Genomic DNA, 22,484 nt, shown 5'->3' on the forward strand with positions numbered 1-22,484 from the left:
CGGCACGTCAGGATTCGGCCCATTCGGCTAGGCGATCCACGTCGGCAACGACCAGCTGACGGCCGGGCGCCAGGGCGCCGGACTCGCGAAGCTTGCTCAGCTGGTCGGTCACCGTACTGCGAGCCATTCCGAGCGCGGTGGCCAGTTCCTCTTGGGTGAAGGGGATATAACGCGCGTCCGGCAGACCGTCGGGCGCCAGGCGCACCAGGTCGAGGAGCAGGCGCGAGATTCGGCGCACGGCGCGACGGTGGGCTAGGTCGACCTGGCGGCCGACTGCCTGTTCGAACTTGCCGGTGACGTAGCGGCGAAAAGATCCGTGCAGGTCGTGCCGGTACAGGAACCGGTCGAAGTCGGCCTGGGTCAGGAAGCGTGCGGTACATCGGTCGATGGCCACGACCGACGCCGTACGGGTGCCGTCGCTGTCACCGGCCAGCTCGCCGATCAGGTGGCCTCCGCCACGGACGGTGAGGACCAGTTGAACGCCATCCGCAGCACTCGCTAGAAGTTTGACGCGGCCCGATTCCACGGCGAAGAGGAATCCGCCGAGCTCCCCCTGCCTCAGGATCGACCGGCCCGGCTGGAAGCTCCGCAGGGAACCCGTCGCTAACAACGAGCGCCACGCCTCAGGGCCGATCAATTCCTGGAACGTCCCGTTCGTTGCCGCCATCGATCATCTCCGCGCCTCACGTCCGCCAGAGCCACCGAAAGCTTCACACGAATCACAGAACGTAGTGGGTGGGCGCGTGTCGTCGGATCAGGTCTGATCGGAGTGGGACGGCTTTTCGGCGAAGAACTGTTCTCGGTAGTTGGTGGGGCGGGGGTCTTCGGAGTGGTTGAGAGCGGTGGCGAGTTCCGCGATGGATTGGTCGGCTGCGGTGAGAGAGGGGTTCGGATGGCGGGACGGGAGTTCGTCGGTGTTGGCGACCGCGGAGAGCTGGGCGAGGGTTTCGAGGATGTCGACGGCTTGCTCGACCTTGCCGGGGTTGTTGACCAGCCACCAGACGGCCGCCGAACCCGGAGTGGCGAGGACCTCGTCGCGGAGGTAGGCGCGTTCGTCGCGTTCCATGCGGCGTTCGAGCAGGGTGGTTTGTTCGCGGCGATGGAGGGCGGCGAGGACCTGGAGGTGCTTGCTGTCGGCTTCGGGAAGGCGGAGCCGGACTTCGGTGGCCCAGGTGCGGACCTGACCGCGGTCGTCCAGGTCCGGTTCGCCGAGCAGGGCGGCCAGGCGGTGCTGGTTGAGGGCTTCCTCGGTGGGTTGCTGGCCAGCGGTGAGGGCCTTGGCGCGGTTCAGCAAAGCGTCGACCGCCACGCTGCCGAGGTCGGCGTGGCGGGAGCCGGACAGCACCGTCGACCAGTGGACGACGGCGGAGAAGCTGAACTGGAAATCGGGCGACGCGGACGGGAGGCGTACGTCGGCGATCGTGCGGGTCGGCGGGAGGGAGAAGACCGGGTCGAGGTCGTGGCTCGCGTGCGGGGTCGGAGCCGGCGGGGTCACCGGGGTCTGCACGGTGATCGGAGCCGGTTTGGCGACGGGCTCCCTGTAGAGCACGGCAACGGCGAGCAGCAGGACCACGGCGAGCATGACGGCGACCCAGCCGGGAAGCCCTATGACCAGAGCAAGGAGATACAGGAAAGCGACCACCGCGGCGGACAGCAGGAGGGTGTTCTTGTCGAGCTTCATCAGGGATTCCTTCAACGCAAGTACCGGCCGGCGTGCCCGGCTGGAGGAGTCCCCGCTGTTGGTCCTGGGCAGTCGGTCAGAGGCACAGAAAGTCTCACATGGTCGACGCACGGTAGCGACTGGTCTGCGTGTCGCTTCCACTCCGTGAGAACGGAGGCGTCAACCGGTCAGGGAGCGCAGGGCGCGACGCGACGGAGTGAGCACCACCGGCTTGTACGGGCAGCGGGCGTCGGTCAACGTCTCGTACGCGCTGATCGCGCGGTTCGCGGCGTCCCAACCCTGCTCGGCAGGGCTCTTGCCGAGGCCGCGGTTGCGGATCAGCGCACCGTAGAACGCCGAGCAGAACACCGTCGCCTCGTACCAGCCGACCACCGTGCTGGTGCCGATGTAGGTGATGTCGTCCTGCAGGCAATCACGAATCGCGCGCTGCCACTTGCCGATGCCGGTCTTGCAGCCGTCGGCGATCACCACGCCGCTGGAGATGCCCCACTGCCGATCCAGGAACCAGTCGGCCAGTGCGCTCAGCGAGACCTGCGTCTGCCCGTCGGTGGACAGGAACGACGGCTCCTCGCTGTGGTCCCCGTGCGCCATCACGTGCAGCACGGTCGACGGGGTGGTCAGTGCGGAGAACGCCGTCTCGTGGTCGCGGGTGCGGACGAAGTTCACGTCGATCACCGGAGCGTTCCAGCCCGCGTTGACGTTGCCGACCACGCCCTGGACGAACGTCATCGACGCGTCGAAGGAGCTGTCCAGACCAAGATCCACCAGCGTGATCAGCCGGTTCCTCATCCCCAACCCCCTCGCTCCCCGGGCCTGCCTCGGTGGCCCGGAATCATCATGACCCAGGATCCCGACAGTTTGGCCGTGGGGTCCGCGGATACGGTGATCCGAGATCGACCAGCCGAGGAGGAGCCCGATGAGCGCTGCCCCGACCGTCACGTTGCGTCACGGGACCGCGCTGCCGCAGCTCGGGCTCGGGACGTCACCGATGAACGACGACGAGGCCGAGCGCGTGGTCGCCACGGCGCTCGAGCTCGGCTACCGGCTGATCGACACCGCGGAGAACTACCGCAACGAGGTGGGCGTCGGCCGTGCGCTGAAGGGCGCTCCGCGCGAGCAGCTGTTCGTGACCTCGAAGTTCAACAAGCGGTGGCACAGCGTCGAAGGCGCGCGGACGGCGTTCGAAGCGAGCGCGGAGAAGCTCGGGCTGGACTACCTCGACCTCCTGCTGATCCACTGGCCGAACCCGGACCAGGACCAGTACGTCGACGCCTGGCGCGGGCTGATCGAGCTGCGCGAGGCCGGCCTGGTCCGCGCGATCGGTACGTCGAACTTCAAGCCGGCGCACCTACAGCGGCTGATCGACGAGACCGGCGAGGCGCCCGAGGTGAACCAGATTCAGCTGAGCCCGATCTGGACCAAGCAGGACAGCCGCGATTTCCATGCCGCGCATGGAATCGTCACCGAGGCGTGGAGCCCGCTGGGCAAGGGCAGCGATCTGTTGCAGCGGCCGGTTGTCGTGGAGCTCGCGGAGAAGTACGGGAAGACGCCGGCGCAGGTTGTACTGCGATGGGAGGTGCAGCTGGACGTCGTACCGATTCCGAAGTCGGCGAACCGGGAGCGCCTCGCGCAGAACCTCGACGTGTTCGACTTCGAGCTGACCGACGAGGAGCTGGCCAAGTTGTCGGCGCTCGACGGGACCGGGTCGACGGCCGCCGACTCGGACCGCACCGGACACTGAGCGAGCCGGCCTTCGGGTACGGAGGCGAACCGGCCCGCCTCGGAACGAGCCGAACCCGGTGCGGAAGCAGCCGAACCCGGCGCGGGACCAGCCGAACCCGGCGCGCGCGGAATCCGCCTCGGGACCCAGCCGAACCCGCCTCCTCGGGACCGGCCGAACCCGCCTCAGGATCAACCGAACCCGCCTCGGGGCCAGCCGAAATCACTGGTCTGGCGTTGCCCACGGCGTCGTTGTCGAGGTCGTTGTCGAGGACGTTGTCGAAAACGTTGTCGAGGTCGCAGGAGCACTGCACACCGGCGCGCGGGACAGCCTGTGGACGGAGGTTGCCTTGGCGATGGTGGGCACGGTCCAAGCCCGAGCTCGGATGGCAGCTGTGACGTCGGGGCCTTTGTCTGTGGCCGGTTGGTCGACGACGGCTGACGACGGCCCGAGCGTCGGCGGGCGGTTGAACTGCGAGCTTGTGCGGTCGGATCTGGAGTCGGCTCCAGGCAAGCTGTTAGCTTCTCGGGATGACGACCTACTCGCCGGCCGAGGCAGCCGAACGGTCCGGGTTCAGCATCGATACGCTGCGGTACTACGAGCGTGAAGGCATCCTGCCGCGCATAGAGCGCAGCGCTGGTGGCCAGCGCGTGTACAGCGACGGCGATCTCTGGATGCTCGGATTCCTGCGGTGCCTGCGGGACACCGGGATGTCGATCGAGCAGTTGCGGCGGTACGGCGAGATGAGCCGTGACGAGACCACGATGCCGGAGCGCGTCGAGTTGCTCGAGGAGCACGCCGCCTCGATCCGGGCGAGGATCGCCGAGCTCAACGCGACGCTCGCCCGAGTCGAGGAGAAGGCGGACTGGTACCGCGGGGAACTCCGCCGGACGCGGCACGCGACGTCCTGACCCGCTGCCCGGAATGGGCTGCTCGCCCTGCCCGGCATGGCGCTGTCCGCGGCGCCCCGGCGCCCCGGCGTGAGGCTGCCCGCGGTGCCCGGCGTGAGGCTGCCCGCGGTGCCCAGCATGGGCTCCCCGCAACGCACGGCATCAGGGCTGCCCGCCTTGGCCGGCATGGCGCTGTCCGCGGCGCCCCGGCGTGTGGCTGCCCGCGGTGCCCGGCATGGGCCGCCCGCAATGTACGGCATGGGGCTGGCCCGGCGCCCCGGCTTGGGGCTGACTGCGGCGCCCCGGCATGGCGCTGTCCGCGGCGCCCCGGCGTGTGGCTGTCCGCGGTGCCCGGCATGGGCCGCCCGCAATGTACGGCATGGGGCTGGCCCGGCGCCCCGGCTTGGGGCTGGCCCGGCGCCCCGGCATGGGGCTGACCGCAATGCCCCGGCATGGGGCTGACCGCAGTGCCCCGCGATGGGGCTGACCGCGGCGCCCCGGCATTGCGGTTGCCCGCATTGCCCGACATGGGGCTGACCGCATTGCCCGGCATGGGCTGTCCGCGGTGCCCGGCATGGGCCGGCCGCGGGTCGAAGCAGTCGCCATCGGAGCGGGTGACGACGCGCACGACTCCTCGGGTACTCAGGTGTCGCCTATGCGCCGTCCAGTGCCGCCAGTTCTTCCTCGGTGAGGGCGGTGGACGTGCCTGCCACGGCCTGCTCTAGCTGTTCGACGCTGCTGACTCCGACGATCGGGGTCAGGGCCGGACTCCCGGAGGCCAGCCACGCGAGCACCACCTGGCCCGGTCGGAGTCCGCGCGTCGTGGCGACACGGTTCAGCGCGGCCAGCCGTCGTTCGGTGCCGGGGTGGCGGTACTCGGTCTCGAGTGGTCGGTCGTTGCGGTCGTACCGGCCCTGGAGGGTGGCGGTGTAGACCCAGCCGTCGAACGACGGGTTGCGTCGCAGGAAGTCGAGGCCGTCCGGCGACAGCATTCCCAGCGGGATCGGCTGGCCCTCCACGGCCATGCCGCCGGCGGGCTGAAGGTAGGAGTAGCGCTCCTGGTAAGCGGTCGGTTGCGGGTGGCCGGCGCGTTCGGCGGTGGCCCGGATCCGTTCGAGCAGCCAGGACGGGTGGTTCGACACGCCCCAGCGAGCGGTCAGGCCGTCACGGACCAGGCCGCCGAACGTCTCGACCAGGTCCTCCACCGGAACAGTCGGGTCTTCGACGTGCGCCCAGTACAGGTCCACACCGTCCACGCCCAGCCGCTCCAAGCTCTTCGCCATGGCTTCGCGCACGACGTCCTCGCGCAGTCCCTCGAGGTGGTCGGGGAACCCGCCGACCCGCGTGGGCTGGGCGCCCACCTTGGTACTGAGGCGGACGCGGACACCCGAGTTGGACGCCAGCCAACGGCCCAGCAGCGCCTCGCTCTGGCCGCCGAAGCCCGTCTCGGAGGTCCAGAAGCTGTAGTTGTTCGAGGTGTCGAGGAAGGCTCCGCCCAGTTCGGCGTACCGGTCGAGGATTGAAAAAGCGGTCCGTTCGTCCACTCTGGTGCCGAAGTACATCGTCCCGAGGGCCATCGTGGGTGTGTTCATGGCTCCAGGTTCGTTGCTGGAGTGCGCTCCAGGTCAAGCCGCGAGTGCACGTGCGTCGCGGAGTCGGGATGCGCGAGCCACCGCGAAGGACCGCGGCAGGGCTGATCCCCGCAGGGATCAGCCCTAGCGGTCAACGATGACGTGTGCGCAACCCCCAGCCGAAGGGGTAGAGCGGGTTGTAGTTGCGGTCGCCGATGTTGATCGGTTCCTGGTCGGCACTGCGGGGCCACGTGTGGGAGAGCTTGCCGGTGAACGGGCGCTTGCCGAAGAGGACGTCGGCGACACCCTCACCCTGCGAGCCCGGCAGCCACGACGCCACCAGCGCGTCGATCTTGGCGAGCTGGGCCGGCGGAATCACCTGCGGGCGACCGGACACCACGAGTACGACGCACTTCGCGACGGCGCCGCAGACCTTGTCCACGACAGCCTTGTCGCCGGGCTGCAGGTCGAGGCTCTTCGCCTCGCGCGGTACGCCGGCGTCCTCGGGGTCATAGGCCCAGGACGGACCACCGACATCTCCGAAGCCTTCGGCGTACGGCGTCTCGCCGACCGCCACGACGGCGACATCGCTGCCGGCAGTCGGGGCGGATCCGTCGCTGCTGTAGGTGATCCGGGCGTCCGGCGCGACCTGGCGGATGCCTTCCAGGATCGTGTTGCCGGGCAGCCGATCACGGCCCGAGGCGCCTTGCCAGCTGAGGGTCCAACCGCCGGCCTGGTTGCCGATGTCGTCGGCGTTGCGGCCTGCGACGTAGACCTTGGCGTTCTTCTTCAGCGGCAGCAGCCCGCCCGAGTTCTTCAGCAGCACCTGCGATTTCGCGACTGCCTCCCGCGCCAGCGCGCGGTGCTCAGCCGATCCCACCTCGGCCAGGTGCGTCCGATCCGTGTAGGGCCGCTCGAACAAGCCGAGCTGGAACTTCTTGGTCAGGATCCGCCGGACCGCGTCGTCGATCCGCGCCTGCGAGACCCGGCCGGCCCGGACTTCCTCGAGCAGCGTCGTGACGAAGGCCGGCGACGAGTTCGGCTCCATGAACATGTCGATCCCGGCGTTCACGCCGGTTCGGACTTGCGCCGGCCAGTCCCCCGGCAGCTGGTGAATCCCTTCCCAGTCGGAGATCACGAAGCCGTCGAACCCGAGCTTGCCCTTGAGGACTCCGGTGATCAGTTCCCGGTTGGCGTGCATCTTGATCGGGTTGCCGATCCCGTCTTCGGTCCAGTCGACACTTGAGAAGGACGGCATCACCGTGCCGACGTCGTAACGGCGTACGGAGGGCACGTACGGCGCCAGGTCGATCCGCGCGAAGTCGCGCCGGTTCGTCACGGTCACGCCCTGGTCGATGGTGTAGTCGCCGGCCGCCGAGCCGAACTCGGTGTCCCCGTCGCCCGCGTAGTGCTTCGCGCTGGCCAGCACGCGGTCGGGGTTGTCCAGCTCGCGAAGGTGCTTGCCCTGGAAGCCCTCGATGCTGGAGGCGTACCGCGTCACCAGTCCGGGGTGCTCGGAGAAGCTCTCGTACGTGCGTCCCCAGCGGGTGTCGCGGGCCACGCAGACGCAGGGCGCGAAGTTCCACTGCGGACCGGTGGCGCGCGTCTCCTCGGCGACGACGTGCGCGATCCGCTCGACCAGCCGGGGATCCCAGGTCGAGCCGAGGCCGATGTTGTGCGGGAAGACTGTTGCCCCGAGCAAGTTCGCGTGGCCGTGCACCGCGTCGACGCCGTACAGGATCGGGATCTGCAGGCGGGTCTGGAGGGCGTAGGACTGGAAGCGGTCGACCATGTCGGCCCAGGCCTGCGGGGTGTTGGGGGTCGGGACCGAGCCGCCACCCGACAGCAGCGATCCGAGCCGCAGGCTGGTGATGAGCGAGGGGTTGTCGGTGACGGCGGCGCGCTCGGCCTGCGTCATCTGGCCGACCTTCTCCTCCAGCGTCATCCGGCGCAGCAGGTCCTCGACGCGGTGCCTCACGGGGAGCCGAGGGTTCAGGTAGGCCTGGCCGGTGTTGTGGATCAAGGTCCGGCCCGCATGGTCAGTGGGGTACGACGCAGTCGCGGCGCTGCCGGCCGCGGTGGGAACGCCGCTCGAGTTGGTCGGCGCGACGGTCAGCACCAGGGTGACCGGGACGACGGCGACCAACGCGCGGCGGGCCCAACTGCGACGAGGGGAAACACTTCGACGCATGGTGTGCTCCTCGGGCGATTAGGAGATGGAGCGGTCTCCGTCACACTCCGGCGATCCCTCGCAGAGGTCAAGATTTCGTCCGCCCTGCTGCGCCCAATGGCAGAAGCGGTGCGGGACAGGCGGAGCAGCGCGTCAGTCGGTGGTGACCGTGGTGCCGCCCCACTCTTCAGGGGCGATGTCCTCGAGGGTCTGGGTGAACGTCCAGTGGTGACCGGCCAGGTCCTCGGCGGTGTACTGGCGTTCGCCGTACGGGAAGTCGGTCGGTTCGGTCGTGATGCGGGCGCCGTGGCGTCGGGCCTGTTCGCAGTGGGCATGGGCGTCGTCGATGCGCACCATGATCGAGTGCGATGTCTCGCCGGGGCGTGGCGGATGGTGGTCGTTGTGCTCTGCCGCGACGATCACGGCACCGTTCCCGACCTTCAGTTGCGCACGGTGGCCGTCGCCGATTCGCACCCGCTCCACGAACCCGAACGCCGCATCCAGCCAGTCGACGGCTGCGCGTACGTCGGGATAGATCAGCACCGGTACGACGGTGGCGGCCGGGATGGAGCGGTTGGGCTGCATGAGGAGCCTCCGTCTTCGCGATGGGCTGCGGCGCCGTCCGGGAGGGCGGCGAGACGTCAGGGTACGACGTCGCCGGTTCAGGCTGCTGAACCGCGCAACGGGCTTCCGAAGCAACGGCGGCCCGCTCGTCTCTGCCGCGCAACGACTCGCGACGCGCTGCGGCCCCCGGGGGAAGTGGGAAGTTCCCGGGGGCCGTGGCGCTTTCAACCAGGTCGGACGGCGGCAGGTCTGCCGTCACCCGAGGTGGGGTCGGCTGCGGCGGCAGTTGCTACCGCAGCCGGGTGACCAGGCTGTGGCGGACGATGCCGTCGCGGCCAGGCGGCTGCGGCGGACAGTGCCGCCGCAGCCTGGTGGTGCGTCAGCTGCAGCCCGACGTGCTGCCGCAGCCTTCGCAGACGTAGCAGGAACCGCTCGGGCGCATCTTGGTGCCGCAGGTGAAGCACAGCGGGGCGTCGACCGAGGTGCCGGTGATCAGTTCGAACATCTCGGCGGTGGTGCGGACCTCGGAGGAGACCGGCTTCGCGGCGGCGGCGTCGACCGACGCGTCCTCGACGGCGGCGGGCTTCTCGGCGACCGGTTCGACGGCCTTCAGGGACTCGGCTTCGGACACCTCGACCGGGGCCGGCTCGTAGGAACCGGTGTCGAGCTGGCGGGAGCGCTCGTCGGCGGAGTAGATGCCGAGGGCGGCCCGCTCGTCGAAGGGCAGGTAGTCCAGCGCCAGGCGGCGGAAGATGTAGTCCATGATCGACTGCGCCATCCGCACGTCCGGGTCGTCGGTCAGACCGGCCGGCTCGAACTTCAGGTTGGTGAACTTCTGGACGTAGGTCTCCAGCGGCACACCGTGCTGCAGCGCGATCGAGATCGCGATCGAGAAGGCGTCCATCACCCCGGCCAGGGTCGAGCCCTGCTTGCCCATCTTGAGGAAGACCTCACCCAGACCGTCGTCAGGGTAGGAGCCGGCCGTCATGTAACCCTCGGCGCCGCCGACCGAGAACGACGTGGTGCGCGACGGACGCGACTTCGGCAGGCGCTTGCGGGTCGGCCGGTACTCGATGACCTTCTCGACGACCTTCTCCGCGGCGGCCTCGGTCGACGCGGTGGCCTTCTTGGCCTTCGAGTCCGACAGCGGCTGGCCGACCTTGCAGTTGTCGCGGTAGACCGCGAGCGCCTTCAGGCCGAGCTTCCAGCCCTGGAAGTAGACGTCGGCGATCTCCTCGACCGTCGCGGTCTCCGGCAGGTTCACCGTCTTGGAGATCGCGCCGGACAGGAACGGCTGCGCCGCGGCCATCATCCGGACGTGGCCCATCGGCTTGATCGCGCGCTCGCCCATCGCGGTGTCGAAGATCTCGTAGTGCTCGGGCTTGAGACCCGGGGCGTCGACCACGTGGCCGTGCTCGGAGATGTACTCGACGATCGCCTCGATCGTCTCCTCGGTGTACCCGTACTGGCGCAGCGCCCGCGGAACGGTCTGGTTGACGATCTGCATCGAGCCGCCGCCGACCAGCTTCTTGAACTTGACCAGCGAGAAGTCCGGCTCGATGCCGGTGGTGTCGCAGTCCATCATGAAGCCGATCGTGCCGGTCGGCGCGAGCACCGAGGCCTGCGCGTTGCGCCAGCCGTTCTTCGCACCGATCTTCAGCACGCCCTCCCACGCCTGCGTGGCGTGCTTCTGGACGTCCTTGTCGATCTCGTGGATGGTGCGGATCGCGTCGTTGGCCGCGGCGTGCTTGCGCATCACCCGGGTGTGCGCGTCCTTGTTGCGCTCGAAGCCGTCGTACGGGCCGACGATGCCGGCCAGCTCCGCGGACCGCTTGTACGACGTACCGGTCATCAGCGAGGTGATGGCGCCGGCCAGCGCGCGGCCACCGTCGGAGTCGTAGGCGTGGCCGGTCGCCATCAGCAGGGCGCCGAGGTTGGCGTAGCCGATGCCGAGCTGCCGGTAGGCGCGGGTGGTGTCACCGATCGCCTCGGTCGGGAAGTCGGCGAAGCAGATCGAAATGTCCATCGCGGTGATGATCAGCTCGACGGCCTTGACGAACTTCTCGGAGTCGAACAGGTCGTCGTCGCGCAGGAACTTCATCAGGTTCAGCGAGGCCAGGTTGCACGAGGAGTTGTCCAGGTGCATGTACTCCGAGCACGGGTTCGACGCGGTGATCCGGCCGGTCTCGGGCGTGGTGTGCCAGTCGTTGATCGTGTCGTCGTACTGGATGCCGGGGTCGGCGCAGGCCCAGGCGGCGTGGGCGATCTTGTCGAACAGCTCGCGGGCGTCGACAGTCTCGATGATCGAGTTGTCGATCCGGGCCCGCAGGCCGAACTCGGTCTTCTCCTCGACCGCGCGCATGAACTCGTCGGTGACCCGGACGGAGTTGTTCGCGTTCTGGTACTGCACCGAGGTGATGTCGCGGCCGCCCAGATCCATGTCGTAGCCGGCGTCGCGCAGGACACGGATCTTGTCCTCCTCGCGCATCTTGGTCTCGACGAACTCCTCGATGTCGGGGTGGTCGACGTCGAGCACGACCATCTTGGCCGCACGCCGGGTGGCGCCGCCGGACTTGATCGTGCCCGCGGACGCGTCCGCGCCGCGCATGAAGGAGACCGGGCCGGAGGCGGTACCGCCGCTGGACTGCAGCAGCTCCTTGGACGACCGGATCCGGGACAGGTTCAGACCGGCACCGGAGCCGCCCTTGAAGATCAGGCCCTCCTCCTTGTACCAGTTCAGGATCGAGTCCATCGAGTCGTCGACGGCGAGGATGAAGCAGGCCGACACCTGCTGCGGGGACGAGGTGCCGACGTTGAACCACACCGGCGAGTTGAAGCTGAAGTACTGGTGCAGCAGCATCCAGGTGATCTCGTGCTCGAACACCTCCGCGTCGGCGGCGGTGGCGAAGTACCCGTGCTCCTCGCCGGCCTTGCGGTAGGTCTTCACGACCCGGTCGAGCAGCTGCCTGAGGCTCCACTCGCGGTTGTCGTGGCCGACGGCACCCCGGAAGTACTTGGTGGTGACGATGGTCGAGGCGTTCACGCTCCAGAAGTCGGGGAACTCCACCCCGCGCTGCTCGAAGACCGTCTCACCGGTCTTCCAGTTCTGCTGCACGACGTCGCGGCGCTCCCACGTCACCTCGTCGTAGGGGTGCACGCCCTCGGTCGTGAAGATGCGCTCGATGGTGAGTCCCGCCGGCGCGTTCTTGCGCCCACGGAACCCGGCCGCCGACCTCTTGGTCGACCCCGAGTGGCCGGTCACCGTCTCTGTCATGGTTGCTCCTCGCCCTGTGTCTGCCGCGGTCTGTCGGGACCGCCCCGTTGGTACTTCGTGCTGCCTGTACGGCGTACTGCCGGTGGTGCTGGTGATGCCCTCGTGCTTGGTGTTACACAGCCCCGTTACGTCTGTGGAGCCACGCCCTTCGGCGCGGGCTCGGTGCCCTGCGGGTCCTTCTCGGCCCGCAGCAGCGCGATCTCGGTCTCGAAGTCGTCGGCCGACTCGAACTGCCGGTAGACGCTCGCGAACCGCAGGTAGGCCACCTCGTCGAGCTCGCGCAGCGGCCCGAGAATGGCCAGGCCGACCTCGTGGGCCGGCACCTCCGGCGAGCCGCCGCCCTTCAGCGTGTCCTCGACCGTCTGCCCCAGCCGGGCCAGCGCGTCGTCGTCCACCGGCCGGCCCTTGCAGGCCTTGCCGACGCCGCGGATGACCTTCTCCCGGCTGAACGGCTCGGTCGCGCCGGAGCGCTTCACGACCGTCAGCTGCATCTGCTCGACGGTGGTGAACCGCTTCTCGCAGACCGGGCACTGACGCCGGCGGCGGATCGCTCCGCCGTCCTCGGCGACCCGGCTGTCGACGACCCGGGAATCGCTGTGCCGGCAGTACGGACAGTGCACGGCGAATCTCTCCTCCCGTGGGGCGCCGAGCGACGACGCTGTGGATCGAGCTGGGGACAACCTGTGTACGACTTGTGGGTAACCAACCACTACCTGTGGAAAATTACACCCGTGTAACCACTACATCTAGGGATGCTACGTCGCTGCTCCGACAGTTTGCAAGAACGCCCAGATCCCGCGCGCGTCTCTTTGTTCCAACACTCGCGCGGCCCTGTGTAGTCCCGCGTGGCGCCGTAGCAGAGGCCCTCCGGAGGCGCAAAATACGGCCTCCGGAGGGCCTGGTCGGACACCTGCGGGCACGGCGAGTTCCCGCCAGGCCCGGGGCGGTTCAGGGACGGCAGAAGTCGAAGTCGCAGCCCTCGTCGGCACCCAGCACGTGCTCGTGGAACAACCGCCGGTACCCGGTCGCCGGGGTGGGCGGTGGCGGCGGCAACTCGGCCCGGCGCCGCTCGAGTTCGTCGTCGGCGACGAGCAGGTCGAGCCGGCCCTCGGCCACCGAGAGCCGGATCCGGTCACCGGTCCGGACCAGGGCCAGCGGCCCACCGATCGCGGCCTCCGGGGTGACGTGCAGAACGATCGTCCCGTACGCCGTACCGCTCATCCGCGCGTCCGAGATCCGGACCATGTCCCGTACTCCGGCTTTGGCCAGCTCGCCCGGGATCGGCAGGTACCCGGCCTCCGGCATCCCGGCGCCGATCGGCCCCGCGTTCTGCAGCACCAGCACGTCGGACGCCGTGACGTCCAGCTCCGGGTCGTCGATCCGCTCCGCCAGGTCGGCCAGCGAGCTGAACACCACCGCCCGCCCGGTCGTCTCGAACAACGCCGGGTCGGCGGCGGACCGCTTGATCAGCGCACCGGCCGGCGCCAGCGATCCCTGCAGCCAGACCAGACCGCCCTCAGGACGTGACGGCGAGTCCAGCGGCCTGACCACCTCTCGGTCCACCCAGACCGGACCGCTGCCCAGCCGCTCCCCCAGCGTCTCGCCCGTCACGGTCAGCACGGACAGGTCGAGCAGGTCGCGCAACTCGTGCAGTACGGCGGGCAAACCGCCCGAGGCGTGCAGGTCCTCCATGTAGTGCGACCCGGTCGGCTTCAGCTCGACCAGGACCGGCGTGGTCGAGCTCAGCTCGTTCAGCTCGGCCGGGTCGATGCGTAGGCCCAGGCGCCCGACCATGGCCGTCAGGTGGATCAGGGCGTTCGTGGAGCCGCCGATCGCCAGCAGAACCCGCAGGGCGTTCCGCACCGAGGCGGCGGTGACCACCTGGTCCGGCGTGCGCCGTGCAGCCGCGATCTCCACAGCTGCCACACCGGTGGCCTCACCGATGCGGAGGCGGTCGGCATGGACGGCCGGCGCGGTCGCGCTGTCGGGCAGAGCCATCCCGAGAGCTTCGACGATGCAAGCCATGGTCGACGCCGTCCCCATCACGGCGCAGGTCCCCGCCGTGGTGGCCAGGTTCCGCTCGACGCGACCGATCTCGGCAGCGTCGACCTCACCGGCGCGGTAGCGGGCCCAGAACCGGCGGCAGTCCGTGCAGGCACCGAGCCGCTCGCCCTGATAGCGGCCGGTCGACATCGGGCCGGTGACCAACTGGATCGCCGGACGGCCGGCGGAGAACGCGCCCATCAGCTGGGCGGGGACGGTCTTGTCGCAGCCGCCCACCAGCACGACGGCGTCCATCGGCTGGGCCCGGACCAGCTCCTCGACGTCCATCGCCATCAGGTTGCGGTAGACCATCGAGGTCGGTTCGAGGAAGCTCTCGCCCAGCGAGACGGTCGGGAACTCCATCGGCAGGCCACCGGCCGCGATGATGCCGTTGGCAACGGACCGGATCAGCTCCGGTTGTTGCCGGTGGCACGGGTTGAAGTCGCTGGTCGACGTCGCGATGCCGATCACCGGACGGTCGAGCGACTCCGGCGACCGGCCACCGGCGTGCAAAAAGGTCCGGCGCAGGAATTTGGAGAATTCCCGGTCGCCGTAGCTGACCAGGCCGCGGTAGATCCCGCTCTCGTCGCTCATCCGGCCAGCACATCATCACGCAGCTCGACACCGGGAGTCTGTCCCAGGTGCTGGGCGAGCAACTCGAGCATCCGCGCCGGCGGGACGGCGCCCGGCGTACGGACCGCGTCGAAGGCGATCAGGCCACGGCGTACCAGGCTGTGCTTGCGCAGGCCGAGCGCGATGCCGGACTGGAACTCGAAGTTCACCAGCGGGAGATAGTCACGCCACACCGCCCGGGCTTCGTCGAAACCGCCGCGACGGTACGCCGAGACACAGGCGAGCAGACCTTCCGGGACGGAGAAGCCGGTCATCGCTCCCGCGGCGCCGACCGCGAGCTCGTCGAGCAGGCACGTGCCGCCGAGCCCACCGAAAACCGGGACGTCCAGGCCGGCGACCAGAGCGGCGACGGCGGGCGGGCTCGGCGAGGACTCGGATTTCACCGCGACGACTTGGGGAACAGCTGCGACGGCGCGGACGAGGTCGTCGGTCGCGATCGGGATGCCGGTGATCACCGGATAGTCCTGGACCACGATCGGTCGCCCGGTCCGGTCGGCGACCTCGGCCAGATGCTTGCCGAGGGCATCGGGATCGGGAGTGTTGACCTGGATCATCAGTCCGGCCAGGCGATCCGCGGCAGCCGGTACGACGTTCGCCGCCTCGGTCAGGACGTCGTCGAGGTCGAGGGCGCTGATCCCCAGCACCAAGGGCAGGTTGGTGTTGGCGGCAACCGTCTCGACGACCGTACGCCGTTCGCCGGGTGTCAGGCGGGCGGCCTCACCGAAGACACCGAGCACCGTCAGGCCGGTCGCGCCGATTCGCTCGTAGTGCTTGGTCTGCCGGGCGAGCGAGCCGGTGTCGACCGTCGTACCGTCGGCGCTGAACGGTGTCGCCAGCACACCCCACACTCCGGGGTCCAGACTCATGGAGCTCCTTTCGTGGTGACCGCAGTGGCGACCGTGTACGCCTCCAGGCTCTCGGTGCCACCCTCGCGGCCGTAACCGGACAGGCCGACGCCGCCGAACGGCGAGGCGGCTGATGCCAGTGCGACCTCGTTGACGCCGATCATGCCGACGTCGAGGCCGGCGACGGCGGCGTCGGCGCGTTCGGCGCTGGCGGTGAAGACGTAGCCGGCCAGGCCGTACGGGACGTTGTTCGCCTGCTGGAGACCGTCCTCGAGCGTGCTGAACGGGAGCACGGGGAGGATCGGGCCGAACGGTTCGTCGCGCAGGACGGCGGAGTCGGGTGGGATGTCGGTGAGCACGGTCGGTGGGTAGAAGAAGCCGGGGCCGTCGGGTCGGACGCCGCCGCACCGGATCTTGGCGCCGCTGCTGGAGACCAGGGCGGCGACTCCATCACGGCGGCGGGCGTTGGCGAGCGGGCTGAGCTCGACCTGACCGGCCCGGTCGACGACAGCGTCGACGAAGGCCTCGTACAGAGCCTCCTGCACGAAGACCCGGCTCGGGGAGATGCAGACCTGGCCGGCGTTGCGGAACTTGGCGCGGACCAACGCATCGGCGGCGCGACCCAGTTGCTCCTGGGTGAGGTCGTCGAAGACCAGGACCGGGGCGTGGCCGCCGAGTTCCAGGGTGAGGGACTGCAGGTGGGTGGCGGACAGGCCGACGAGTGTGCGGCCGACGGGGACCGAGCCGGTCAGGGTGATCTTGGCGATCGTGGATGAGCCGATCAGGTGTTCGCTGACGCGGGGTGGGTCGCCGGTGATCAGGTTGACGACGCCGGGCGGGACCCCGGCGTCGTCAAGTGCCTGGACCAGCGCGGCCGCCGTACGGGGTGCTTCGATCGCCGGGCACATCACGATGCTGCAGCCGAAGGCGACGGCCGGGGCGAGTTTACGGGCCGGGAGGGAGGCCGGGAAGTTCCAGGCGGTGAAGGCGGCGACCGGGCCGACCGGGCGCCGTTCGACCCAGGACCGGCGACCCGGGGCCGTGGGCAACAATCGCCCGTAGGCCCGGACGGCCTCGCCGGCGAACCAGCTGAAGTACTCGGCCGACTGCCGGACCTCCGCCCGCGATTCGTCCAGCGGCTTGCCCTGCTCCTCGGTCAACGTCGCGGCGATCGACTCGATCCGGTCCAGCAGCAACCGCCCGGCCCGGTCCAGCACCTCGGCGCGCTCCGCAGGCGGCGTACTACGCCAGACGTGGAAGCCGGATGCGGCCGCCGCCAGGACGTCGTCGAGATCCTGCGCGGACGCACTGGCGACCTGCGCGATCACCTGCTCGGTCGCCGGATCGAGTACGTCGATCGTCGCCCCGTCCGACGCCGGCCGCCACTCCCCGTTGATGAAGAGCACGCTCACGCCTCCCGCAGGACGATGACGCTCAACGACGGCAACGGCAGTTCGAGCTCGGCCGTCCACAGACCGTCGACCGTGACCTTGGTGTCCTCGGCGACCCGTTCCAGCCCCTGCCGGTCCCGGATCGTCGCCAACTGCTCGGGCGTCGGATCCTGCGGAGCACCGAGGTCTTGCCAGATCGTGTGGCTGTTGCTGTGGTGACGATCGATCCGCCAGTGCTCGAGGGTCCACTCCCCCGCGTCCAGCCCGGAGATCTCCAGCTCGACCGTCGTCGGCTCACCGTCCTCCAGGTACTGGTCGTCCGCATGCCGCCACACCAGTACGGCGAGGCTGCCGTCCGCCGAGTTCCGGCTCGCGATCACGTCGACCTCCTCGCCGAGCCCGTTGCCCAGCGCACCGAGCTCGGCGGTCTCGACGAGCGCGTCGGACGACGCCGCCAGCCGCCGGTCGCCGAGCTTCGCGAACGCGCGGTAGGCGTTCATCAGCGGCTTCTCCAGGCCCGAGGCGGTGACGAAACTCCGGGTGCCCTCGAAGTACCGCTCGCCCTCCATCGAGAAGCTCCAGGTCGTTGCCTCCCGCACCTTCGCGGTATGCCGTTCGTTGAGGTCGAGTACCTTCTTCATCAGCTTGGCCTGGAAGACCGGGTAGTACTCGGTGTTGCGGTAGCCGAAGTTCGCGTTGTCGTAGACGCCCCAGTGCGCCGGGACCGACGCGTCGCACTCGTCGACGATCGCCGGCAGACCGGCGTACGCCGGGAACTCCTCCATCACGGCGAGCATCCGGTCCAGCTCGCGCAGCATCTTGGTGGTCGACGGCGACTGCCGGACCGGCGCGGGCGCACCGATCGGCCCGTAGACCCGCCAGGGCGAGAATGCCGAACCCTTGGTGTGGAACGAGACGAAGTCCAGCGGCAGGTCGCGGTCGGAGCACGCCTGGAGGAAGCCGCGCATGAACTCGACGCCCTTGTCTCCGCCCGTCACGGTCGGACCACCGACGCGGCCGGTGGGCAGCACGCTGCGGACCGCGGCCGCGGTCACGGCGTACAGGTCGTGGAACTGCTCGGGCGTGCCGCGCCAGTAGAAGATGTCCGGCTCGTTCCAGAGCTCCCAGAGCCAGCCGGACACCTCCTCCTCGCCGTACCGGTCGAGGCAGTGCTGGGCGAGCGCCGCGACCAGGCCGCCCCACTTGTCGTAGTCCTTCGGCGGGTAGGACCACCAGCCGGCCTCGTACTCGCTGTACTGCGTCGGGCTGGGCTCGAAAGGGAACTCCTTCTTCGCCTCGTCCGGCACCAGCGCCAGCGGTGTGAAGGCCAGCTCGACCAGCGGGTGATGGCCTGCGGCAACGATCGTGTCGTAGGTCTGATCGGCGATGGTGAAGTCGTAGAACGGGTTGCCGTCGGCGTCCTCGTGGTAGACGTTGCCGCTGCCCCAGTGCGGCAGGCCGAGCCCGGTCCCGCTGTTGAACACGTAGTGCGGCCGGACGTGGTACGGCGTCTCGGCGAACTCGCCGATCGTCTGCAGCGTTCGGCGGCCCTGCGGGGTGTAGGTCCAGTTGATCTCGTCGTAGCCGAGGCTGGCCCACGGCCGGTCGAGAACCCCGCGGTCGCCGGTCGCGTCGACGGTGACGCGGGCCCGGCGCACATGCGGGGCGGCCGGGTCCGACGGCGTGTACGGGACCTCCTGCACGCCGCTGCGGGAGCTGTTCTGGTCAGGCAGATCGGTCTCGGTGGTCATCTCAACCTTTCAGTCCGGTACTGCTGATGCCCTGGATGATGAAGCGCTGGGCGAAGAGGAAAACGAGCAGCGGCGGGGTGACCGCCAGTACGGTCGAGGCCATCACCACGCCGTAGTCGATGTCGCCGTACGCCGACCGGAACGTGACGAGGGCCAGTGGCAACGTCTGCATGCCCGGGGAACTGGTCGAGATCAGCGGCCAGAGGAAGTCGTTCCAGGCGCCGAGGAAGACCAGGATGCCGAGCGTCGCCAACGCCGGCCGGATCAGCGGCAGGACGACGTGGCGGTAGGTCTGCCAGGCGTTCGCGCCGTCCACCCGGGCCGCGTCGGTGAGGTCCTCGGGCAGGTTGACGATGAACTGGCGGATCAGCACGACGCCGAGCAGCGACACGATGTGCGGCAGCGCGAGTGCGCCGTAGGTGTTCAGCAGCCCGAGCTTGTTGAACTGCTGGAACAGCGGCACGAGGACGACCTCGCTCGGGATCAGCATCGTGACCAGCAGCAGGCCCAGCACCACGCTGTTGCCGCGGAACGGCAACCGGGCCAGGGCGTAGCCGGCCATCGAGCAAACGATCAGCGCGAGCACGGTCGCGCTCACCGCGACCACCGTGCTGTTGAAGAAGGCAACGAAGATGTTGACCGCGCGCCCACCGGGATCGACGAGCATGCTCCAGTTCGCGGTGGTCGCCTCGGTCGGCCAGAGCCGGTTGCCGTTGGCCGTCGAGCCCTCGAACGACGAGGACAGCGCCCACAGCAACGGCAGGGCCCACAGCAGCGCCAGGACGATCGAGACGCCGGTGACGATCCATCGCTTAGCCATGGTTGGCCGCCCTCCTGGTCAGGATCTGCTGGACGATCGCGACGAGCAGGATCACCAGGGCGAGCACCCAGCCGATCGCGGCGGCGTACCCGGTCCTGAAGTCGCGGAACCCGGTTTCGTAGAGCATCTGCAGGACGACGCGGGTGCTGCCGCTCGGACCGCCGGCGGTCAGCAGGTAGACCTGCTCGAAGACCTTGAACGAGTCGATCAGCCGGAGCAGGATCACCAGCCCGAGCACCGGCGCGATGCCCGGCAGCGTCACGTAGCGGAACTGCTGCCAGCCGCTGGCGCCGTCGATCCGGGCCGCCTCGTACAACGGCTTCGGGATGTCCTGCAGCGCGGCCAGCAGGATCAGCAGTGGGAAGCCGACCCGCCACCACAGCGTCAGCAGCACGACGGCGCCCATCGCCTGGCCCGGCTCGGTCAGCCACTGCTGCGTCGGCAGGCCGAACTTCTCCAGCACGGTGTTGAGCGATCCGTTGACCGGGTTGAGCACCAGGTTCCAGATCAGCGCGACGGCGGCCCCCGGCAGCAGGTACGGCGAAACGAAGGCCGCGCGCAGCATGTTGCGGCCGGACAGCTCGCGGTTCAGCGCCAGCGCCAGGACCAGGCCGACCGCGATCAGGATCGGCACGTTGAGCACCACGAACAGCAGCGTGTGCCCGAACGCGGCGCGGAAGTCGCTGTCCCGCGCCAGCCCGAGGTAGTTGTCGAGGCCGACGAAACCACCAGTGCCGTCGGCGACGTTGACGTCCGTCGTACTGAGGAACAGGCCGCTGACGATCGGGACCGCCCACAGCACCAGGTAGAGCACGGCGAACGGGGTCAGGAAGAGCAGCGCGGCCCTCCCCCGGCTGCGGCCCTTGACAGTCTTGGCGGCCGAAGCCTGCGCGGGCGCGGATCCGACCCGCGTGGTGGCGACACTCATGACGGCTCCTTCATCGTCACGGTGGCCCTGGCCGCGGCCCGGCGCAGCTCGTCCTCCACCTTCGCGCCCTGGTAGACCACGTCGTCCATGGCGTCGTTGAGGTACTGGTAGGCCTGGTTCCAGCGATACGCGTACGGCGCGAACCGGGCGTACTTGGCCTGGTCGATGAACACGCTCATCTTCTGCAGCAGCGGGTCCTTGCTCGCCGCGACCGGCGCGACCGCGGCCTTGCTGGCCGGCGCCTGCGCCCCGGCCCAGGTGACGCTGCCCTCGCGGACCAGCCAGGAGATGAACTTCTGCGCCTCGGTCCTGATCCAGTCGTCGTTGCTGCGCTGCTTGGGGATGCAGTAGATGTGCGAGGTCGCGACGACCGCGCGTGGCCCGTCGAAGAACTGCGGCAGCGGCGCGACGTCGAGCTCGGTGCCGCGCTCCTTGTTGGTCTTCAGCAGCTGCGCCAGGCTCCACGGGAAGGTGCAGGTCATGCCCACCTTCTGGTCGCTGAACAGCTGACCGACCTGGACGCCGGTGACCAGTTGTCCGGGCTCGACCTTGTACTTGTGCACCAGGTCCTGCTCGAAGTGCGCGGCCTCGATCCCGGCGTCGCTCGCGAACAGCGCCTGGCTGCGGTCGTCGATCAGATCGCCGCCGGCTTGCCAGTTCATGCTCAGCCAGGGCATCCACACACCGGACTCCCGGACGAAGCCCCACGGCCCGGACTTCTTCAGCGCCTGCGCCGCGGCCAGGAACTCGGTGGCGTTCGTGGGTGGCTTGTCCGGATCCAGCCCGGCTTTGGCGAACAGCTGCCGGTTGTACCCGAGTGCCTGCGGGCCGGTGCTCATCGTCACGCCGTACAGCTGGTCGTCGATCTGGGCGAGCTGCCAGGTGCCGTCGATGAAGTCGCCGGTGCTCAGGCCGAGGTCGGCCAGGTCGATCGCGTGCAGGAAGCGCTTGAGCGGTGGGATCTCGTAACTGTGCAGGGCGACGATCGCCGGCGGCGCTCCGGCCAGCGAGGCGGTCAGGATCTTGGTCAGGTAGTCACCGCCGTACGCCGGTGAGCTGAACCGGATCGTCACGTCGTCCTGGGACTTGTTGTACCGGTCGACGATGGTCTGCATCAGACCGCCGTCGCCGCCGGTGTAGAAGGTGGTGAACTCGAGCACGCGACCGCCCCCGCGGGTCGTGTCGTCGAACGGTGAGGAGCAACTCGCGAGCGCTGTGCTCGCGGCTCCTGAGGCGGCCAGCGCCAGCAACCGGCGCCGGGACAGTGTGGGCAGCACGGAGCTCTCCCTCTGACGGAGCGGTGTCATGAGTGGATCGGCCGGCAGACGGGTCGTTCCGTGGGCCGGCGGGCGGTGAGGAACGGGCCGGGATCTCCGGCGCTGGCCTCTCCCCGTGGCGGGTTCTACCGGCTAGCCTGAGCTTGGCATTGTCAAAAGTCAATGGTTAACAATCGACATTTACACCGATGGAGGAACTGCTGTGGCCGGTCCCCTCGACCAGCTCGCCCTGCAGACCGAACGCAGCCCCGCGCTGTGGGCCACGGTCGTGCCGGCGATCCGGCAGATGATCGTCACCGGCGCCCTCGCTCCCGGGGAGCACCTGCCCGAGGCCGAACTGGCGAAGGCGTTGCAGATGAGTCGCGGCCCGATCCGCGAGGCGTTGATCGAGCTCGAACGCGAAGGGCTGGTCGTGCTGCGCCGGCATCGCGGCGCGCAGGTGATCACGCTGACCCCGGAGGACGTCGAGGAGATCTACACGCTCCGGCTGAGTCTGGAGCGGCTGGCGATCGAGCGGGCGCTCCCCCGGCTGAGCGAACAGCATCTGGCCGCGATGGACGAGGTGCTGGAGCAGATGCGCGGGCTCGGTCCGGATTACCCGCCGCAGACCGCGCTGGATCTCGACCTGGACTTCCACGGCGTGCTCTACCAGGCGGCCGGGCACGCGCGGCTGGACCGGGCGTGGCAACAGATCCGGAGTCAGGTCGCGATGTTCCTGCACTCGCGGCACGTGGCCCGGCGCGACTTCCACGAGATCGCGTACGCCGAACACAAGGCGATCCGGGACGTTCTCGTCGGCGGCGACCCGGCGGCGGCCGCATCGGTGATCGAGGACCACCTGGTCGGCTCGTACCACCGGCTGATCGAGTACGGCCCGGAGAACTGAGCCGGCCGGACGCCCCGGAGAGCGTCCGGCCGGAAGTTGG

18 protein-coding genes are annotated in these 22,484 nt (G+C 69.2%); 3 read left to right on the forward strand and 15 right to left on the reverse strand.

Annotated features, from left to right (window positions below; genetic code table 11):
- Positions 1 to 7 precede the first annotated feature (7 nt).
- From ACQPXM_RS27210 to ACQPXM_RS27220, 3 genes are all read right to left on the reverse strand, one after another.
- Positions 8 to 667, reverse strand: coding sequence for a Crp/Fnr family transcriptional regulator (locus ACQPXM_RS27210; RefSeq protein WP_432938409.1), 660 nt, complete (start codon positions 665 to 667; stop codon positions 8 to 10).
- Positions 668 to 754: 87 nt separating this feature from the next.
- Positions 755 to 1,681 carry a hypothetical protein gene (locus ACQPXM_RS27215; protein ID WP_432938412.1) on the reverse strand — a complete coding sequence of 309 codons (927 nt, stop codon included), beginning with the start codon at positions 1,679 to 1,681 and terminating at the stop codon, positions 755 to 757.
- Positions 1,682 to 1,840: 159 nt separating this feature from the next.
- A complete protein-coding gene (locus tag ACQPXM_RS27220) occupies positions 1,841 to 2,470 on the reverse strand; it encodes a hypothetical protein (protein ID WP_432938414.1) in 630 nt (209 codons plus the stop codon).
- Positions 2,471 to 2,597: 127 nt separating this feature from the next.
- Here ACQPXM_RS27220 and ACQPXM_RS27225 point away from each other — a divergent pair, with 127 nt between their 5' ends.
- The gene (locus ACQPXM_RS27225) at positions 2,598 to 3,422 is read left to right on the forward strand and encodes an aldo/keto reductase (RefSeq protein WP_432938417.1); all 825 of its coding nucleotides are present in this window, start codon (positions 2,598 to 2,600) and stop codon (positions 3,420 to 3,422) included.
- Positions 3,423 to 3,931: 509 nt separating this feature from the next.
- A complete protein-coding gene (locus ACQPXM_RS27230; protein ID WP_432938419.1) occupies positions 3,932 to 4,312 on the forward strand; it encodes a MerR family transcriptional regulator in 381 nt (126 codons plus the stop codon).
- 632 nt (positions 4,313 to 4,944) lie between these two features.
- On the opposite strand, the gene ACQPXM_RS27235 is transcribed toward ACQPXM_RS27230, so the two are convergent.
- The 12 genes from ACQPXM_RS27235 to ACQPXM_RS27290 form a co-directional block, all read right to left on the reverse strand.
- The gene (locus ACQPXM_RS27235) at positions 4,945 to 5,883 is read right to left on the reverse strand and encodes an aldo/keto reductase (RefSeq protein ID WP_432938422.1); all 939 of its coding nucleotides are present in this window, start codon (positions 5,881 to 5,883) and stop codon (positions 4,945 to 4,947) included.
- A 130-nt stretch (positions 5,884 to 6,013) separates the two neighbouring features.
- Complete coding sequence (locus ACQPXM_RS27240) at positions 6,014 to 8,053, reverse strand: glycoside hydrolase family 3 protein (RefSeq protein WP_432938424.1); 2,040 nt, start codon at positions 8,051 to 8,053, stop codon at positions 6,014 to 6,016.
- A 132-nt stretch (positions 8,054 to 8,185) separates the two neighbouring features.
- Positions 8,186 to 8,617, reverse strand: coding sequence for a VOC family protein (locus ACQPXM_RS27245; RefSeq protein ID WP_432938426.1), 432 nt, complete (start codon positions 8,615 to 8,617; stop codon positions 8,186 to 8,188).
- A gap of 358 nt (positions 8,618 to 8,975) precedes the next feature.
- Positions 8,976 to 11,870 carry a vitamin B12-dependent ribonucleotide reductase gene (locus ACQPXM_RS27250; protein WP_432938428.1) on the reverse strand — a complete coding sequence of 965 codons (2,895 nt, stop codon included), beginning with the start codon at positions 11,868 to 11,870 and terminating at the stop codon, positions 8,976 to 8,978.
- A gap of 125 nt (positions 11,871 to 11,995) precedes the next feature.
- Positions 11,996 to 12,490, reverse strand: coding sequence for a transcriptional regulator NrdR (gene nrdR / locus ACQPXM_RS27255; RefSeq protein WP_077012654.1), 495 nt, complete (start codon positions 12,488 to 12,490; stop codon positions 11,996 to 11,998).
- 328 nt (positions 12,491 to 12,818) lie between these two features.
- Positions 12,819 to 14,507, reverse strand: coding sequence for a dihydroxy-acid dehydratase (locus ACQPXM_RS27260; protein ID WP_432938431.1), 1,689 nt, complete (start codon positions 14,505 to 14,507; stop codon positions 12,819 to 12,821).
- Complete coding sequence (locus ACQPXM_RS27265) at positions 14,504 to 15,412, reverse strand: dihydrodipicolinate synthase family protein (RefSeq protein ID WP_432938433.1); 909 nt, start codon at positions 15,410 to 15,412, stop codon at positions 14,504 to 14,506. Before ACQPXM_RS27265 ends, ACQPXM_RS27260 begins: the two co-directional genes overlap by 4 nt.
- Positions 15,409 to 16,803, reverse strand: a complete 1,395-nt coding sequence (locus ACQPXM_RS27270; RefSeq protein WP_432938436.1) for an NAD-dependent succinate-semialdehyde dehydrogenase — start codon at positions 16,801 to 16,803, stop codon at positions 15,409 to 15,411. Before ACQPXM_RS27270 ends, ACQPXM_RS27265 begins: the two co-directional genes overlap by 4 nt.
- Positions 16,800 to 18,533, reverse strand: coding sequence for a GH39 family glycosyl hydrolase (locus tag ACQPXM_RS27275; protein WP_432938438.1), 1,734 nt, complete (start codon positions 18,531 to 18,533; stop codon positions 16,800 to 16,802). The genes ACQPXM_RS27270 and ACQPXM_RS27275 overlap by 4 nt, the downstream gene beginning before the upstream one ends.
- A 1-nt stretch (position 18,534) precedes the next feature.
- Positions 18,535 to 19,353, reverse strand: a complete 819-nt coding sequence (locus tag ACQPXM_RS27280; protein WP_432938441.1) for a carbohydrate ABC transporter permease — start codon at positions 19,351 to 19,353, stop codon at positions 18,535 to 18,537.
- Complete coding sequence (locus ACQPXM_RS27285; RefSeq protein ID WP_432938443.1) at positions 19,346 to 20,281, reverse strand: carbohydrate ABC transporter permease; 936 nt, start codon at positions 20,279 to 20,281, stop codon at positions 19,346 to 19,348. Before ACQPXM_RS27285 ends, ACQPXM_RS27280 begins: the two co-directional genes overlap by 8 nt.
- Positions 20,278 to 21,558: an ABC transporter substrate-binding protein gene (locus tag ACQPXM_RS27290; RefSeq protein WP_432938446.1), complete on the reverse strand. Its 1,281-nt coding sequence runs from the start codon at positions 21,556 to 21,558 to the stop codon at positions 20,278 to 20,280. The genes ACQPXM_RS27285 and ACQPXM_RS27290 overlap by 4 nt, the downstream gene beginning before the upstream one ends.
- Positions 21,559 to 21,760: 202 nt before the next feature.
- On the opposite strand from ACQPXM_RS27290, the gene ACQPXM_RS27295 reads away from it, so the two are divergent.
- Positions 21,761 to 22,444 carry a GntR family transcriptional regulator gene (locus ACQPXM_RS27295; protein WP_432938448.1) on the forward strand — a complete coding sequence of 228 codons (684 nt, stop codon included), beginning with the start codon at positions 21,761 to 21,763 and terminating at the stop codon, positions 22,442 to 22,444.
- The last annotated feature ends 40 nt before the right edge of the window (positions 22,445 to 22,484 follow it).

It is taken from the genome of Kribbella sp. CA-253562 (genome assembly GCF_050942265.1).
In the GTDB taxonomy this organism is placed as follows: Bacteria; Actinomycetota; Actinomycetes; order Propionibacteriales; family Kribbellaceae; genus Kribbella.